This is a genomic window from Salinithrix halophila, from assembly GCF_042650125.1.
Taxonomy (GTDB): Bacteria; Bacillota; Bacilli; order Thermoactinomycetales; family DSM-45169; genus Salinithrix; species Salinithrix halophila.
Window position 1 is genome coordinate 686902 of record NZ_JBHSAP010000009.1, and the last position, 16557, is coordinate 703458.

The 16557-nt window shown below is 52.5% G+C and carries 14 protein-coding genes and 2 riboswitches; of the genes, 2 read left to right on the forward strand and 12 right to left on the reverse strand.

The genetic code is table 11. From position 1 onward, the window contains the following. Positions 1–81: 81 nt before the first annotated feature. Positions 82–1680: an amidohydrolase gene (locus ACFOUO_RS09680; protein WP_380704619.1), complete on the reverse strand. Its 1599-nt coding sequence runs from the start codon at positions 1678–1680 to the stop codon at positions 82–84. A gap of 427 nt (positions 1681–2107) precedes the next feature. Beyond that, complete coding sequence (gene rlmD / locus ACFOUO_RS09685; protein WP_380704620.1) at positions 2108–3481, reverse strand: 23S rRNA (uracil(1939)-C(5))-methyltransferase RlmD; 1374 nt, start codon at positions 3479–3481, stop codon at positions 2108–2110. A 136-nt stretch (positions 3482–3617) separates the two neighbouring features. Between rlmD and ACFOUO_RS09690 the strand changes: the two genes are divergently transcribed. Further along, positions 3618–3995 (forward strand): Asp23/Gls24 family envelope stress response protein, encoded by a 378-nt coding sequence (locus tag ACFOUO_RS09690; protein ID WP_380704622.1) that lies wholly within the window; start codon positions 3618–3620, stop codon positions 3993–3995. 92 nt (positions 3996–4087) lie between these two features. Here ACFOUO_RS09690 and ACFOUO_RS09695 read toward each other — a convergent pair whose 3' ends face one another. The 9 genes from ACFOUO_RS09695 to ACFOUO_RS09735 all read right to left on the reverse strand — a co-directional run bounded on the left by ACFOUO_RS09695 (position 4088) and on the right by ACFOUO_RS09735 (position 13648). After that, positions 4088–5398 carry a homoserine dehydrogenase gene (locus ACFOUO_RS09695; protein WP_380704624.1) on the reverse strand — a complete coding sequence of 437 codons (1311 nt, stop codon included), beginning with the start codon at positions 5396–5398 and terminating at the stop codon, positions 4088–4090. Positions 5399–5481: 83 nt separating this feature from the next. Continuing rightward, positions 5482–5604, reverse strand: a riboswitch (SAM riboswitch). 66 nt (positions 5605–5670) lie between these two features. Continuing rightward, positions 5671–6720: a fumarylacetoacetate hydrolase family protein gene (locus ACFOUO_RS09700; RefSeq protein ID WP_380704626.1), complete on the reverse strand. Its 1050-nt coding sequence runs from the start codon at positions 6718–6720 to the stop codon at positions 5671–5673. Between the two features lie 135 nt (positions 6721–6855). Continuing rightward, positions 6856–7992, reverse strand: coding sequence for an MGDG synthase family glycosyltransferase (locus tag ACFOUO_RS09705; RefSeq protein ID WP_380704628.1), 1137 nt, complete (start codon positions 7990–7992; stop codon positions 6856–6858). A 226-nt stretch (positions 7993–8218) separates the two neighbouring features. Then, on the reverse strand, positions 8219–8497 hold the full coding sequence (locus ACFOUO_RS09710) for a small, acid-soluble spore protein, alpha/beta type (protein WP_380704630.1): 279 nt from the start codon (positions 8495–8497) through the stop codon (positions 8219–8221). A gap of 103 nt (positions 8498–8600) precedes the next feature. Further along, positions 8601–9302 (reverse strand): spore cortex-lytic enzyme, encoded by a 702-nt coding sequence (gene sleB, locus ACFOUO_RS09715; protein ID WP_380704632.1) that lies wholly within the window; start codon positions 9300–9302, stop codon positions 8601–8603. A 1-nt stretch (position 9303) separates the two neighbouring features. Further along, positions 9304–9443, reverse strand: a riboswitch (cyclic di-AMP (ydaO/yuaA leader). 122 nt (positions 9444–9565) lie between these two features. After that, the gene (locus ACFOUO_RS09720; protein ID WP_380704634.1) at positions 9566–10180 is read right to left on the reverse strand and encodes a superoxide dismutase; all 615 of its coding nucleotides are present in this window, start codon (positions 10178–10180) and stop codon (positions 9566–9568) included. 145 nt (positions 10181–10325) lie between these two features. Beyond that, positions 10326–11534 carry an HAD family hydrolase gene (locus tag ACFOUO_RS09725; protein ID WP_380704636.1) on the reverse strand — a complete coding sequence of 403 codons (1209 nt, stop codon included), beginning with the start codon at positions 11532–11534 and terminating at the stop codon, positions 10326–10328. Between the two features lie 206 nt (positions 11535–11740). Next, positions 11741–12337, reverse strand: coding sequence for a hypothetical protein (locus tag ACFOUO_RS09730; protein WP_380704638.1), 597 nt, complete (start codon positions 12335–12337; stop codon positions 11741–11743). Positions 12338–12466: 129 nt separating this feature from the next. Further along, complete coding sequence (locus ACFOUO_RS09735) at positions 12467–13648, reverse strand: PAS domain-containing protein (RefSeq protein WP_380704640.1); 1182 nt, start codon at positions 13646–13648, stop codon at positions 12467–12469. Positions 13649–13842: 194 nt separating this feature from the next. Here ACFOUO_RS09735 and ACFOUO_RS09740 point away from each other — a divergent pair, with 194 nt between their 5' ends. Further along, a complete protein-coding gene (locus ACFOUO_RS09740) occupies positions 13843–14817 on the forward strand; it encodes a helix-turn-helix domain-containing protein (RefSeq protein ID WP_380704642.1) in 975 nt (324 codons plus the stop codon). An 85-nt stretch (positions 14818–14902) separates the two neighbouring features. Here ACFOUO_RS09740 and ACFOUO_RS09745 read toward each other — a convergent pair whose 3' ends face one another. Then, the gene (locus ACFOUO_RS09745; RefSeq protein ID WP_380704644.1) at positions 14903–16519 is read right to left on the reverse strand and encodes a peptide ABC transporter substrate-binding protein; all 1617 of its coding nucleotides are present in this window, start codon (positions 16517–16519) and stop codon (positions 14903–14905) included. Between the last annotated feature and the right edge of the window lie 38 nt (positions 16520–16557).

A 16557-nucleotide genomic window follows, 5' to 3' on the forward strand; every position in this document is an offset into this window, starting at 1 on the left:
CCTCGCAGGATAAACTTATTCACCTACCAGGTAAAAAAGAAGCAATAAAAAAACCGGCAGGTCGCCGGTAAAGAGCATCTGTCAGACCCGGTACGCGACCCGTCCGTTGACAATAGTCATGACCGCGCGGGCTTCCAAGAGGGTATCCGGTTCCCCGCTGAGAAGATCCCGATCAAAAACGGAAAGGTCTGCCCATTTACCCGGACCAACCGTACCCCGTTCCCTCTCTTCCCCAACACTGCGGGCACCTCCTACGGTAAAGAGACGGAGTGCTTCCAGGAGGGTGATCTTTTGCTCCGGGAGCCAGCCGGGATGCTCCGGATCCGATGGATCCCGGCGGGTGACGGCGGCGTGGATTCCCAGCAAGGGATCGATCGGCTCAATCGGGGCATCGCTTCCGCCTCCGCAAGGAATCCCCGCTTCCAACAGAGTACGCCAAGCGTAAGCGAAGGAAAGCCGCTCATTCCCCACCCGTTCGGTGATCCAAGGAAAATCGCTGACCACGAATCGGGGCTGGATATCGAGGACCATTGGTAACCGTTGCAGGCGCTCCATCAAGCCCCGGTTAAGAATCTGAGCGTGGATCAGCCGATCAGGCATAAACCGGCCTGAAAGAGGGATGGCCTCCAGCGCCCGAACCACCTGTTCCGCTGCCCCGTCCCCAATGGCATGAACCGCGACAGGCATCCCGTGTTCTCGGGCTTCTCGCACCAGCCCATTCATTTCCTCCCCCGTGTGGATAGCCATCCCGCAAGTGGAAGGGTCATCGGTATACGGCTCAGCCAACCACGCGGTCCGACCACCGATGGAACCGTCGGCAAAGATCTTCGCGGCACCGATTCGAAACCATTCATCCCCATCCCCGGCGGTTAGGCCGGCATCCCTCAATTCTTCCAAGAAGGGATGGTAAATTAAATGGTGGGTGCGAAGAAGGGTCCCCTCCTGAGTCAACTCCCGATATATTCGGGTTAAGTCCCTTACACTTCCTGCATCCCTCAGGTCTTCAGTGTGCACGGCGGTCAGCCCTCTGGCCAGAGCCCCCGATGCAGCTGTGCGGGCCAGCTCCTTTTTCTCCGCAAACGTGAGGGGCGGAAGAGCTTCCCGGAAAGGCAAGGAAGCATTCTCATAGACAAGACCGTTCAGCTGACCCCGAGCATCCCGGCCGAAAGCTCCTTCAGCGGGATCTGGTGCATCCAGTGTAAGGCCCGCCGCCTCGATCGCCCGGGAATTGACCGCCTGGACATGGTAACAAACCCGGGTCAGCATCACCGGGTGACCGGGGGCGACCCGATCCAGTTCCTCCCGCGTCAGAGGCGTCCCTTCCATCATCCTGTTTTCGTCCCAGTTTAACCCCAGCACCCATTGGCCCGACGGTGTTCTCTCCACCCGTTCCCGTAAAGCCTGAAGCACCCCTTCCTTGGAAGTAAGACCCGTAAAGTCCAACAGAGACAGTTTCATGCCATAAGCCATCAAGTGGAGGTGATTATCCGTCAGCCCCGGGCAAGCAAATCCTCCTTCCAGATCGATGATTTCCACTGCTGGACGACCAAACTGAAGGAGGATCTCTTTGGTCGACCCTAGACCCCGAATCCGTCCCCCCTCGGTGTAAACGGCTTCCACGAAAGGTCTCTCCTTCTCCAGCGTAACAATACGGCCATTGGCAAAAATCCGTTTCTCCATGGCTGAACCCTTTCTGCTCTCAAAATTGTGGTGATTGGATTGGATACCAGCTTTCCCCCATCGTATTCTTCCTCTCCGCCGGAAACAACCCTCTCTTCCGAAGCCCCACCGCTACTGGATCATCCAGTAGGTGGTAAAATCATTATTCGATGTTTTAGCCTAGCGATGTTGGTGGTACATAAAGAGTAGGTTTTATTAAATCGATGTTTAGGAGGGCTTTCCCATTTTCCAACAAACAGATGTAATGAATCAACTAGTGATCCCGATGGCGGCCGATTTTCTCCTATTTGTCTTAAAAGCCGGGGTGATCACCCTCTTGGCCACCTGGTTTTTCAAAAAAACCATCGTTCCGTTACTGAATAAAAGAGAAACGCAAACCACACCCGAATAAGCGATAAACCCCCTCATCGGAGGGGGTTTTCCCTTTTTACTGGTTCTTCCGTTCCAGTAAGGTAACACTTTCTACCTGAGAGGTTTGGGGAAACATGTCCACCGGCTGAACGGAACGGATGGCATATCCGCCTCTTGCCAGTCGGTTACAGTCTTTTGCCAGCGTAGAAGGATTGCAGGAAACATAGACGAACCGGGGCACTTCCGCTCGGAGCAGAGCGTCCATAAAATCCTCTCCAAGCCCGGTACGTGGCGGGTCTGCTACGACCACATCCGGTCGAAAGCCTTGATCCGCCCAACGGGGCAGAAGTTCTTCCGCGGCTCCCAGAACATATTCCGCATGGTCGATCCTGTTCATAGCGGCATTCTCCCGTGCATCAGTGATCGCTTCCGGCACGATATCCATCCCGATGACGCGTGCCGCATGGCCTGCCAGCCATAGACCGATCGTTCCCGCACCGCAATAGGCATCGACTACCGTCTCCCTACCGCTCAGTCCTGCGACGTTCAACACCGTATCATAGAGGCGTACGGTCTGGGACGGATTCAATTGGAAGAAGGCGGGAGCCGACAAACGGAAGGTAAGCTTTCCTAGCCCTTCGGTAATCTTTTCTTCTCCCCATAAAACACGGCTTTTTTCCCCAAAGACCAGCGAGGTACGATGAGGGTTGTGGTTAACGATGAAACTGGACACCCCTGGCAACCGTCGGTGCAGTTCTTTGACCAGTGCATCTTCTTTAGGCAACGGATCCTCCCGGCTAATCAAGACCAGTTGCGCCTCCTTCGTAGCTATACCGACCCTTACTACTAGATGGCGGACGGCCCCCCTGTGCTTTTTCTCGTTGTATAAGGGAATAGACAGATCTTGCAGCACTTGCCGAACGATATCCAGTATCCGGTCCGTTTCCGGATGTTGAACCAAACACCCCTTCATATCCACGAGATGATGGGATCCGGGGGTATACATCCCCATCACCACTCCACCCGCCTGACGACGTACGGGCAATTGAGCCTTGTTGCGGTAAGTCCAAGGTTCTTCCATGCCGATGGTCTCCCGGATCGTCGGCATTTCCTGCTTTGCATATCGGGAGAAGGCCTCCTCCACCAGTTCTCGTTTCAACCTCAGTTGCATGGGATAGTCGATATGCTGAAGCTGGCACCCGCCACATTGTTGGTAGATGGGGCAGGGGGGCTTTACCCGATGAGAGGAAGGCTTCTTGAGTCGAAGGATCTCCCCCCGAGCATATTTCTTTTGAACCTCGGTAATACGGGTGGTTACATACTCTCCTGGGATCGCTCCATCGACGAATACAACCTGCTTCCGGTAAAATCCCACTCCCTCCCCGTTGATTCCGAGGCGGCGGATCGGCAAGCCGATCACTTCTCCCTTTTTTAGTTGCATTGGGCTCATGAGTCATCCTCTTCTTATCGTTAAAAGTCGCTTGTCCTATTGTACCTGAAGAGAAGAGGATTCCCAAATGCGCTTTTAGAGCAGGAGTTTTAGCGAAAAAAAACGAAAGGGAGTGGGATGAGAGAGGAGGACGATGATGGCTGGTGAAACTCGACAACACGAATCCATGATCGCCACGGAAGTCCTGGAGACGATCGCCGCCGTGGCAGCCATGGAAACGAAAGGTGTAACCGGAATGAGTGGCGGGCTAGTCGACGGCGTAACCCGGCGGTTCAGTCGGGGGGATCACCCCATGGGAGTCGAAGTACGCAGCGACGAAGGGAAAGTGACCCTTCACTTGCGGGTGACCGTAGCCTATGGGGAAAATATTCCCGAAGTAGGGAACCGCGCCATATATAGAGTGTCAGAGGCAATCCGCGACATGACCGGCATCCGGCCGGATGATATCCGCCTTCGTGTTGAAGGAGTGACTCTTCCAGAGGAACAGGAAGAGTCGACGGAGAATGAGGAATAACATCCGACGGAGACGGGTATAAAACCTATACCGTTGCGCTAGTCCCCCCATATAAACCCGGCCAGGCCGGGTTCTTTTTTATAATCGGGCGCTTATACCGCGCTCCCCGCTTCCAGCCTCACCGCTTCCTCCACGGTCGAGCTGCCGTGAACGGGACGGTCAGTGAGACAGGAAACCTCCAGACCCAACTCCGCCAGTAGAACACCCCGATAGAGGGGATCCCAACGGCGTAGGATGAAGGCAACACCACTCCCATCGGTGACGCGGGAGATGCCGGTTTCTCCGACGGGGAGCCCAATGGCCTGCAGACGGCGTTTCAACCCTTCAGCATCTCCCTCATCCAAATGCTGTGCCGTCTCCAAATAGATGAAGCGGCTACCACCTGAATGTTGGGAGGGAAGAAGCAGCGTTTCTTCAGAAGGGATGAATTTGGATGGCGGCAAACAGTAAAGATTACACAAATCCTCCACGACTGCACTCGCAGTCGGCTCTTCCCCCGCTCCTTGACCGACAAGCGTGATATCCTGAACCACATCCGCCTCCAAATGGATCGCATTGTAGATGCCGTCCACCGAGGATAGGGAATGGGTGAGAGGAAGGAGGGCCGGGCCCACTGCGAGAGAGACGGGCCCTTTTTCTCCGTACTGCTCCCCTCGGGCCAAAAGCTTAACAGCGTAGCCCAACCGTCGAGCGAGAACCAGCTCCCCAGGGGTGATCTCTCGAATACCTTCTCGGGGTATCTCGGTGACAGGTACTTCCGCATCAAAGGAGAGGCGGGCAAGGATAGCCAGTTTATAGGCCGCATCAAAGCCGTCGACATCGGAGGTGGGGTCTGCTTCCGCGTATCCGAGTTTCTGTGCCTCCGCCAGCACTTCATCGAAGGGAGTACCCTTCGATGCCATCTCGGTCAGGATGTAGTTCGTGGTCCCGTTCAAGATACCGGTGATGCGGTGGATCCGGTTGGATTTCAGTAAATGCCGCATTGTGCCTAACACGGGAATACCGCCCCCCACACTGGCTTCGTAGAGAAGCTGGACTCCTCGGCTTCTGGCTAGCCGTTCCAGCTCGCTCCCATGCTTGGCGAGTAATTCTTTGTTGGCGGTGACCACATGGCACCCCGCCTCAAAGGCACGCTCAATAAAGCTGCGTGCTGGTTCTAAGCCACCAATCGCCTCCACCACTACCTGAATCCCAGCCTCCAGCACCTGTTGAAAATCGGTTGTGAGCAGCGATTGGGCATCCTCCGCCTGCCTTTTTTTGTCCGGATCCTGGACGAGTATTTTTTTCACTTCGAACAAGGTATCCGTCCGTTTTAGGATGACATCCTGGTTGCTCTTCAGTGCCTTGAAGACACCTGTTCCGACGGTCCCCATGCCCAATAGGCCCACACCGATCCGTTCCACTTCCATTCCCCCTTCTGATAATAAAAAAAGCCCCCTCGGATAAGGAGGGGACTGTCCGTTTACCGGCTAAGCCGGGTTCCCGCTCCTTATCTCTCAGCGCTTACACGCTGCAGGATTTGGCACCATGTCTACAGACGTCACTCAATGACCTGCAGACGGGTTGCCGGGTTTCATCGGGCCAGTCCCTCCACCACTCTGGATAAGAAATCGCATATATCCATCCGTTTTCAATTGTAATTAGTCAATATTATGGTACAGGGTGAACCTTTCTGTCAAATGGTTTTTTTTCCTAAACCGGCAGCGGGCGAACGTTCAGCCACGCGGTTTCTCAGTACACCCAAACCGTCGATGGACAACTCCACCGTATCTCCTGGCTCCAACCACGGGTGAACCTTCGTCCCCAGTTCTAGGATGCATCCGGTCCCTACTGTCCCCGAGCCGATCAGATCCCCCGGGTATAGCGTACAATCCCGCGAAGCCCGCTCTACCATGTCAGCGAAGGAGAATGTCAGGTCGACGGTATTGCCCCGGGACAACTCCCGTCCGTTGACACGGGCAGTCATGGTCAGGTCCCAACGGTCATTCTGGCGCCGGCTTTCCAGCTCATCCTTCGTTACCAGCCAGGGGCCGACAGACGTAGCGAAATCCTTCCCTTTAGCAGGTCCCAGGCCCACTTTCATCTCTCGGGCCTGCAGGTCCCTGGCGCTCCAGTCGTTCAGGATCATAAAACCGATGATATAGTCCCCCGCTTTCTCCGCCGGGATATCCCGCCCTTCCCGGCCAATTACACAAGCTATTTCCAGCTCATAGTCGAGAGCACGGGTGTCACGGGGCCGAACAACCTCCTCGTCCGGCCCGAGGATCGAATGGGGGTTGGAAAAGTAAAAGGCCGGAAATTCATACCACTCGGGAACCATATCCAGCCCCCTCCGGGCCCGGGCCGTTTTTACATGTTGCTCAAAAGCGTAGAAATCCCGAAAAGAGCGCGGATTGGGCAGAGGAGCCGCTAACCGGACTTCGGCAAGAGATAAGGCGACTGGTTCCCCTTCCACCTTCAATGCTGCTGGATCCCTGCCAGATACCGCATCGACCGTCCGGCTCAATTCAGACATCCCTTCTTCCCCCGCCTCCAGTAGTTCCCTCATCGACAAAGGAAGAACGCGAGAAATAGGCACACCCTGCTCCAGGGCTGCCCACTCCTGGGCAAACCCGATATCCACAACGTAGTCCCCTTCGATCCATCCCACCCGTCCCCCGGCTGGTTCACCGAAGGTACTGACGGTCAGTTCCGTATCTTTGATGATATAGGTCACTAATTTCATCCCATGCCTCCTTAAAGCCTGGCTTGGGTGGCAAACCCCCACGCCGGTGATTCTTAAGGTTTACATTCGCCGGTATTTAGAGCCAACCCTTTTTCCCATACTAAAAAGCCCTCCCGTATGGAAGGGATTTTGGGACTACAAGACGGAGTCCAGGACAGCCTCACGGCGAATCCGCAGGCTTTCATGGACGATTCGGTCCGCCGCTTCCGGGGAGGCCAATTCCTCCAAGCGGCGTGCCATCGTCCTCCGTTCCTCCGGGTGAGCCAGTAAAGCGGCTGCCTCTTTACAAACCGTTTCTGGACGGACAGTGAGGGCACCTCCATTCCGGATTAGATAATCCCGGTTGGCCTCTTCTTGGCCGGGTAGCGCATCGAAAAGCAGCATGGGTAAGCCCTTGTTCATCGCCTCCGTCACAGTCAAACCACCCGGCTTAGTGACCAAAAGATCAGCCGCGTCCATCAGCAAAGGCATATCGTCTCGATATCGAAGAATATGGATACCGTTTTCCCCGTCAAATCGGGCCGTAAGTTCCCTGTAGAGCTTCTCATTCTTCCCGGTAAGTACCCAGATCCGGGCCGGTGGTTTTAAACGGGAAAGTTCGTCTACCAAACGCGGCAACGGTCCATATCCCAACCCGCCTCCCATCACCAGCACCATGGGCTCATCCTTAGAAACCCCAGCTTGAATACGTGCCCGGATCTGAGAATTTCGCTTATGAAAGGCCGAGGCACTGGGGATACCTGCCTCCAGGATGCGACAGCCGGTTTGCCACATCAGGCGCTTTTGTTCCCGTTCATTCACCAGACGACGAGGGATACACAAAAGATCAGGTGCTTGGGCGAACCACATCGCATGAACTTCATAATCCGTCACCACACCGGTAGTAGGCAGCCCTCTCCAACAAGCTGGGAGCATTAAAAATCCGAAAGGATGAGTACTGATAATCCGGGTGGGGTGAAAGCGTTCCAGAAGGTGATTCAACTTTTTGCGGATCATCCAACCCGTTTTCTCGATAAACTCGGAGGAAACATACCGAATAAAACGGGAATGAGACGTACGGTCATATAAAAAGGTGTACAAGGACGGAAATCTCATCATCATCCGGATGTATCCAGACTGGAGGAAAGGATGAAAGGTACCCGGAACCAATTCCAACAAATCAACAGCCAGCGCCTCTGTGTCTGGCATATTCCTACAACGAGACACCAACGCGTGGGCCGCGGCGTTATGCCCCGTTCCGAAGCCCATCGTCAGAATCAAAACGCGTTCCAATTTGATCCCTCCCGCCTTACTGTCTTTTCATTATGACGGATTTAAACGGAAAAAACCCACAGGACTTCACACGATTTAACAAAAAATTAACCCTGCATAGGGCCCATATTCCATTTTTCCCCCAATCCATCCCATGTAGCATTGAAGCCAATTGGAAATATATACCTTTCCGAAATAGGACAGAGGAAAGGCCCCAAAAAACAGGGCCTGAAGGTTAAAACGCCGTTTATTTTCGGCGGGCCAATTCCTCTTCGGCCATCCGGATCATTTCCTTTACCATTTGTCCCCCGACAGGTCCGCCTAAACGGCCCGCCTCCTCCGTTGTCAGATCCCCATTATACCCCGTTTGATAAGGAATTCCCGCTTCACGGGCCATTTCCACTTTCATCGTTTCGGGATCTTGGGGAGCCATCCCCGATTGCTGGCTCATCACTTGCTTCTTCAGACGTTCTACCCCGTCCCGCGCTTCGGGAACCAGCAACTGTCGGCGTCGTCTCCTCGCCATTCCCATTCACCCCCTCTAAGATATCATTCCCAGAGGACTCGGTCACTGTTCCGCCAAAAAAAGGAGCATACGATTATTCGCATGCTCCGGTGTTTCACTTGATTTAATTGGTAAAGATGTGGTTCCCGATTTTGGTGATTTGCGGGCGGGTCCAGATCCATTTGCTGGTGGCGGTATCTGGATTGAAGTAGAACATCGCCCCTTGAGAAGGATCCCATCCTTTAACCGCAGCTTTAGCAGCTTTATAGGACTCCGATTTCGGATTCAACCAGATCTGCCCGTCATCCACTGCGGTGAAGGCGCCTTTTTCCATGATGACACCTTTAGCGGTATTCGGGTACTTGGAAGATTCCATCCGGTTCAAAATGACAGATGCAACAGCCACTTTCCCTTTAAAGGATTCGCCGCGGGCTTCACCATGTACAGCACGGGCAATCCAATTCACGTCCTGCTGACTGACAGAAGCTTTTTTGGATGCCCCGGATTTAGCCGGCTTCGCTTTCCCCGTTGCCTTCTTCAACTGACTCCAGGTTTGCGGACCCGAAATCCCGTCAATGCGAAGGTCGTTTGCTTTTTGGTATTGAATCACGGCTTTTTCAGTCTCCAGACCGTAAATGCCGTCCAATTTAATTTGGTAACCCAGCTTGATCAGCCGGTTTTGCAGATCCCAGACATCACCATTTTGACTCCCATAGTGAATCTGGGTCGGTGCCGCCGCTTCCGCTTGCTGGGAGCCAAAAGGAAGCACGGAACCAATTGCTGCCACAGCAAAAGCAGCACTTAAAGCCAATACTTGCTTTTTCATGGCACATCCTCCTTAGAGCCTCCGAGGTTAGTTGTCGGGTTCGGGCTAAGGATCCCGGCTGCGGCAGCAGCTTCACCCCTCTATCTGATTATCCCCCGTACCTGTAAGTCATTTTTTTACAGGATTCGGCTAATTTCACAATGTCCATTATATATAGGTCTTCCGACCTACCTCAACACTCAATGATTGTAACTTAAGGAAAACAATTCCTAATCCAAAACAAAAAAACGCAACGACTGAAAGCCGCTGCGTCGGATGAATCATTACTTGGCAGATTGGTAACGCTTGTTGACTTCATCCCAATTGACCACGTTCCAGAAAGCTTTGATGTATTCAGGACGTTTGTTTTGGTATTTCAGGTAGTAAGCGTGCTCCCACACATCCAGGCCCAAGATCGGTGTATGTCCGTCTGTGAGAGGGCTGTCTTGGTTCAAGGTGTTGGTGATGGCGAGGCCGCCTTCTTTTTTGACTACCAACCAAGCCCAGCCGCTACCAAAACGACCGACGGCTTCGTTGGAGAACTGTTCCTTGAACTTCTCAAAACTTCCGAAGGTATCGTTGATTGCTGAGGCCAGTTCGCCGGTGGGTTCACCGCCGCCGTTCGGACTGAGGATTTGCCAAAAGAGCGAGTGGTTTACGTGGCCTCCCCCATTGTTCCGAACCGCAGTTCGGATTTCCTCGGGAACTTGGTTCAAACCAGCGATCAAGTTATCCACGGACTTGCTTTGTAGCTCCGCATGACCCTCCAGAGCAGCGTTCAGTTTATCCACATACGTTTTGTGGTGACGTCCGTGGTGAATTTCCATCGTTTGGGCATCAATATGAGGTTCCAGAGCGTCCGTCGGATAAGGGAGTGCGGGCAGTTCAAATTTTGCCATCAAAAAACCCTCCTCGAGTATGTAGGTGCTGGGAGATGACGGCTTTCCAATCTAATAGAAAGCCCGTCTCCCATGCGTTTCCCGTTTTTATTATGCAGAAAACATCCAGGAATATCAATAAAGCTGTTAAAAAGATTGCCGCTCTTTACGATTGAGAAGCACCAGGCTCCGGTTGTCCTTCGGTTTGCTCTTCCTCCCGGCGGCGCTCCTCTTCTTCCAACGCATCGATGACACCGGTCAGCTCCGTCACATCATTCAGGATATAATCAGCATTGAGCTGTTCAAATTTCGCTCGGGCTTTTTCCCCGGTAAGGCCAGTAAGCGTTACAGCGAAATCACATCCCATATCCCGGGCAGCCAACAGGTCAGCAACTGAATCCCCGACGACCAGCACTCGGTCCCCATCAGGGAGGGGCAGACGAGCAGCGACACTTTTAGCGTCGGAAGCATCCCGTCCATAGAAAGCTTTCAAATAAGTAAATGGCTTGGGTTTCCCTAAAGGAGCGTAATCCTGGTAAACCTCCTCCGCCTGCTGAACGTCACTCGCTGTCACGATCCGATTGGAATCAAACGCGGACCAAAGGTCGAGCGCAGCTAGCGGAACCTCTGTCTCCACCGCCGGTCGGCCGGTACCGATGCCCAGAGCAATGCCGCGGCTGGCGAGATTATCCAGCACTTCCCGGATGGCTGAGGGTTCTGCGAGGGGGATCTCCTGCTCGAGAAAACCCTTTTTTTCCGGGAAGAGAGCCGCTTTTCTCTCCACTTTTTCAAATAGTTCCCGTCCCAAATACCATTCCTGGTACACTTCTCTGCCTAACTTCCAGAGTGTTCCTCCGTGGGAGAAGGAAGTGGTGCGTACTTCTGACCACCGGTAGGCCAGTTGATCCAAACTTTCCAGAAGGTCCGCTTCTTCTTCTAGATCTTGCAGAGATTTGACGATTCCGCCAAAATCCGGTTCGTAAGCAATTCCTTCGCTTCGCACCATCTCACCGATTTGAACAAGTGCTTTCCGACCGAGGGGGCGCTGCAAAATCTCCTCCACCGTGGCGGACTGTTTTTCGTGCAAGAGGTACAAGAGACGCTGGAGCTGGTAGCCAAATAGGAGGCTGACCATATCCCAGTTGGAATTCATCCCACGGGATTTGAGCCACTCGAGGACCTGGTCTTCATCCATCACGGTTTGCCGAATACGAAGGATTTCCTCTTCCGGAGGGTTCGGATTAAACGATTCTCCAGCCAGTCCGAGGCCCCCTTCGCTGTACAGCAATTCCCATACGGAGAGCGTTGTTGTGTCAAAGCAGCGTTTCTCACTCAAAAGCACCCCGTCCACATCGAACAAGATCACCTGATACATCTTCCTGTACCTCCCCCGTTTGTTTCTTCCTAAAAGAATAAGGACATTACCCTATTACTTTATCAGAGGATGGGGGAAAGCCCAAACGGATCAACGAACAGGGAAAAACAGGAATTTAGCAAAAGACATACAAACAGCCGGATTTGAGAGGTTAATGTCCGATAAACCCTCCCTTCCGGCTGTTTTCCAGTGATTTCGTTTTCTGATCACGCGGGTGCCCCGCCACCAGCTCCCCACAATATCTCGCGCAACCGCTGTACCCGATATTCCCAATCCCCTTTCCAGCCTTCTTCCCGGGCTAATTTAGCCAGGTAGAGGGCCTCCTCATACTGGCCTTCCTCTTCCCTGATCGATACCAGATAATCGTACCCCAGGTGTTCCGGTAATTCTCCGGTAAAGGGGTCATTCTGATAGGCCCTGAGTGCTACCGGTACATATTGGATCTGGAGCTGACAATACTCAACCACCCGGTCTAACGCCTGGATATCCATTTCGCGGAAACTGTAGAATTTCCGGATTTGTTCACCGAAATGTTCATGGAGGCTGAGGAATTTTTGCGCTTTGAAATGCCGGTGCATCATGGGGTCCGGGTGTGCCCGTTTGGCTTTCTCATATTCCGTCTTCGCATTTTGGTAAATATCCGCCTCTTGGGCTGTCAGGCACATTTCGAACCGGCAATTTTCATCTTCATAGTTGAATTTGGCCACATAGGGCAGATGAGTCGGGTCTTCGGTGTTCTCCCACGCCCGGGTGATCACGATTTTTTCTTTTTTCCGGGGCGGAATTTTGGGCAAATCCAACATCTTCTCATGTCCCCCCAACGACTAGAATCGATCATGACAAGTTCTTGGGAGACTTTTTCCCTGTCGAACCCTTCTTCTAAACGATACCGGGAACGGAACAAAATGAACAGACCTACCACGGGCAGAAGTTCAACCAGTGGTCCGAATCTCGATGCAAAGAGCCGAAATATCGTCCCTGCGGCACTCAGACTGGGAAAGGTCCTGGAGCCAATTTACCGTTCTATCAAAATTGGACGAAAATCTTTTCATAGGAGAGGGGAGAAGATCGAAAAGACCGTCGCTAAAGAAAAAGAATGAATCCCCCTGTTTGAAGGGGATTTCCCCTTGTTGGAAGGACGTTCCTTCAAAGACCCCCAAAAACATTCCCGGGGCACTCACCAGGCCGTTATGCTTCAAGGTCGATGCGAGAAAATAGTTGATTCCCCCCGCTGAATAAGTAAGAACCTTCCTCCTGAAATCCAACTCAAATGCGATCGCAGCGATAAAATACTCATCAGCCAAATACGGCAGGCAGGCATTGTTTACCCAACCCAATTTCTCTGCTAGGGTGAGATTCTTTTTCGAGGCCTGCTCAAATAACACCCGCAGAGCGGAAGATTGCAAAGCCGTGGCTACACCATGCCCCATGATATCGTAGAGGTACCCGGACAACACGCTTTGCTCCTCATCCCAGTAAAAATCGTAGCTATCGCCGCTAATGAAAGCGTAGGGAATGTAGAGCGGTTCGATTCGAAACCGTTCATTGTCTATGCGGGAAGGAAGCATCGCCCGCTGCACTTTGGCAGCTAAGGCCATATCCTGCTTGGCCTGCACGCGGAGGGTCACATCTGTCTGGAGGCCGATATAGTAAACGAGATCTCCTTTTTCATCGGTAACGGGGTTAATCTTCAGTTCGTTCCAAAAAAGGGATCCGTTTTTACGGCGGTTGAGAAGAATCGTCGTGATCGATTGCCCGTTATGGATCGCTTCCCGGAGTTTATGGACAGCTTGCCGATCGGTGTTTTCACTTTGCAGGAATCGACAATTCTTTCCGATCACATCTTCGGGTGTGTATCCGGTCAATTCCGTGAAACCAGGATTAACATACACAATCGGATTATCTGGTAGGCGTGGATCCGTTATACAAACACCGGCGGACATGTTCTCGATCGCCAAGGCAAATTGGTTGTCCAGGAGCAGTTCCAATCCCGACACCTTCTTCCCGTGCCCGCTTGCGGGATGATTGTAAGACAATTCAATTCCTTCAGATAAAAAATCCTTTTTTATGGCCTGCCGCCATCCCGATCCAGCTTTGTCTTTATCATACCACATTTTTCGCGCCTTCCCCGGCTCCCAAACGCAAAAATCAACAAAAAACAAGGACAAAAATAAACGAGAATGACCCTTCTCCGGGTTTCCGTTTGCTTCAGTTGCCCGCGCTTTTTCCCCTATTTAAGAAGGAACCGCGCCCGCTTGGGAGAAAAGGTATAGAACAAAGATTTCTTATAGGAAAGGGGCGCGACCCAATGCCGTTTCAACAACACGATGGTGACAAGCACACCCCGGAAGAAACGGAAACACTATACACCCTGAAAGAAGCGGCCCGAATGCTCCATGTGAGCGAACAGGCTCTCCGCCAGGCCATCGAGGAAGGAATCTTCCGAGGAGTGGAGAAAAACGGGAAAGACTTGCTCCCCGAAACAGAGTTGGACCGAGCTAGACAACTTCTTGAACAGAACCACTTGGCCCAGACCGTCGAAGAAATGGTTGAACCCGAACCGGAGGAAGCTTCTTTCACAAAAGTAGATACGACCCAGCGGGAAAAAGAAGCTCAGGACATTCATGAGATCATCCCCCTGGACCCCCAGGAAGGCCGAAAGGATACATCCGATTGGAACCAGAAATGGAGAGCCGCCTTTGAGCGAATTACTGAACAGATTCGAAAGATCCGGATAAAGAAGCCTCTATCCCGCACCCGGGTGAACGAATGGGTGGAAGGATTCTTCCGCCTGATCGAATCCAAGAAAAAGAAAGAAGTACAGGAGGAGTTTGAAAAACGGGAAGTCAGCCTAAAACTGGGCTTTATAACAGGGAAGAACGAAATGTTCTGCGATTTTTGCGAAGTGAACGACCACTTTTACCCCGGGGCTATTTTCGCCGACATCTATGTAGATGGCGCCCTTAAGTGGATGATGTGCCCCAATTGCCTCAACTATTGTCGGCAACAGGCTAATGGCTCGATGGAACATAATGTACGTGCGCGGTTTAACCAACTGGCCCACCGATTGGAACGGGAAGCCCGCCGTGCACGGCAGCTTGCTGCTGCGGAGGATTTCCGGGTCCCTCATCCCCATGAATGGGAGGCCTGGGAAACCGCATCCCTCGCCATGCAGGAAGTAGCCACTTCTCATTATCCTATCGATGGATTCGGGGAAGAAAACTCCGACTCTGATAGCGACGAGATGGTTGACGAGACGGAACAGGAGGGCCCTTCGAAATAGGCACGGGAAATAACGAAACGCAAAAGAAGAGAGCGACTTCCTAAAGGAAGACGCTCTCTTCTTTCATCGATCGATCCCCCTCAAACTACTTGGTTAATTCCACCCGGCTATAATCATTAGGGCCAACCTTGTGTCGAATGAGTTGTTTCACTTCAGGTTTCTCCAAAACAAGGGTGTTGTAGTAGTAGACAGGAAAGATCGGCATTTCGTCAAAAAGGATTTTTTCCGCTTTTGCTAAATACGCCGTCCGTTTGGCGTCGTCCCCTTCTCGAAAGGCCATTTGTAAGAGCTTATCGTATTCCTCGTTACTCCAGTTGGTCCGGTTGACAGGATGATCGGTCTGAAAACTCTCCAGATAGTTGTAAGGATCGTTATAATCCGCTAAAAAGCTGGAACGGGAGAACTGATAATTTTTCGAACGTTGGTTTTCGAAAAAGACTTTAGATTCCTGGCTCCGCAATTGGATGGAAACCCCCAGATGTTTCCGATACATCTCCTGTAGGGCTTCCGCCTCTGCTTTGTTCTTGTCGTTGTTACTGAAGAGGAGGGTCACCTTCGGAAGCTCGTCCCACCCTTCTTCTTTCATCCCCTCTTTTAAGAGCTTCTTAGCCTCATCGAACTGGGCGTCCTCCATCCGGTCCCCCGCCATAGCCCGGAAATCTCCCTGCCGGGTTTCCGTCCCGGGCACGACAAAGGCCAAAGCCGCTTTTTCCTTTCCCTGGATCACCTGATCTACGATTGCCTGCCGCTCGACGGCAAGCCCGAAGGCTTGGCGAATCTTTCGGTTGGTAAAGGGCTTCTTTTCGATATTAAAACGGAAGAATTCCAGCCCTGAACCTGGAATCACTCTTACTTCTCCTTTTCTGAGCAGATCCCCCTTTAATTCCGGCGGGATCGAGGTGTCATACAGCATATGGAAATCCCCGGACCGATACTGTTGGTAAGCGGTCGCTGCGTCGCCGGACATGGCCCAGTCGATTCCGTCCAACTTTACCGTGCTCGCGTTCCAGTAATGGTCGTTCTTAGCCACTCTTATCGTGTTGTCGTGTTTCCACTCCTTCATCTTGAAAGGCCCATTGGAAATATAGGTCTTAGCATCTCCGTACAGATTCTTCTCCTTCTTCGCCCCCTCTTTATAAACAGGGAAATAAACTGTGTAGCAAACCAGCTGTTCAAAGAAGGGGGTGGGCTGTCCCAGCTTCACCTCCAGAGTCCGGTCATCTACCGCCGTCACTCCCACCTCATCGGCGTCTGCTTTTCCCACATTATAAGCTTCGGCATTTTTAATGAAATAAAGAAGAAAAGAGGCCGGAGACCCCGTCTTTGGATCGAGTACCCGCTTCCAGGCATACTCGAAATCCCCGGCAGTCACCGGGTCACCATTGGACCATTTCAATCCTTCTCGCAGGATGAATGTATAGGTTGTTTTATCGGGAGATACCTTCACTTTCTCCGCTGCGGCCGGTTGAGGTTTGTTGTTTTCATCCAGGCGAAGGAGCCCTTCAAACAAGGAATTGGTCACGTCCATCGAATTGAACTCGAAAGCCAACGCCGGATCCAGAGAACTGGGTTCCCTTTCGACATTCAATTTCAGCACCTTTCTTTGGACGTTGGCTGCATCCTCCCCCCCTCCGGTGCAGGCTGTGACAATCAGAACCAAAGCCAGCAAAAATACGGTACCCATCCGGAAACCATTCTTCATCCTTCATCCCTCCCAGCAAGGTGAACAGATGAAAGAGA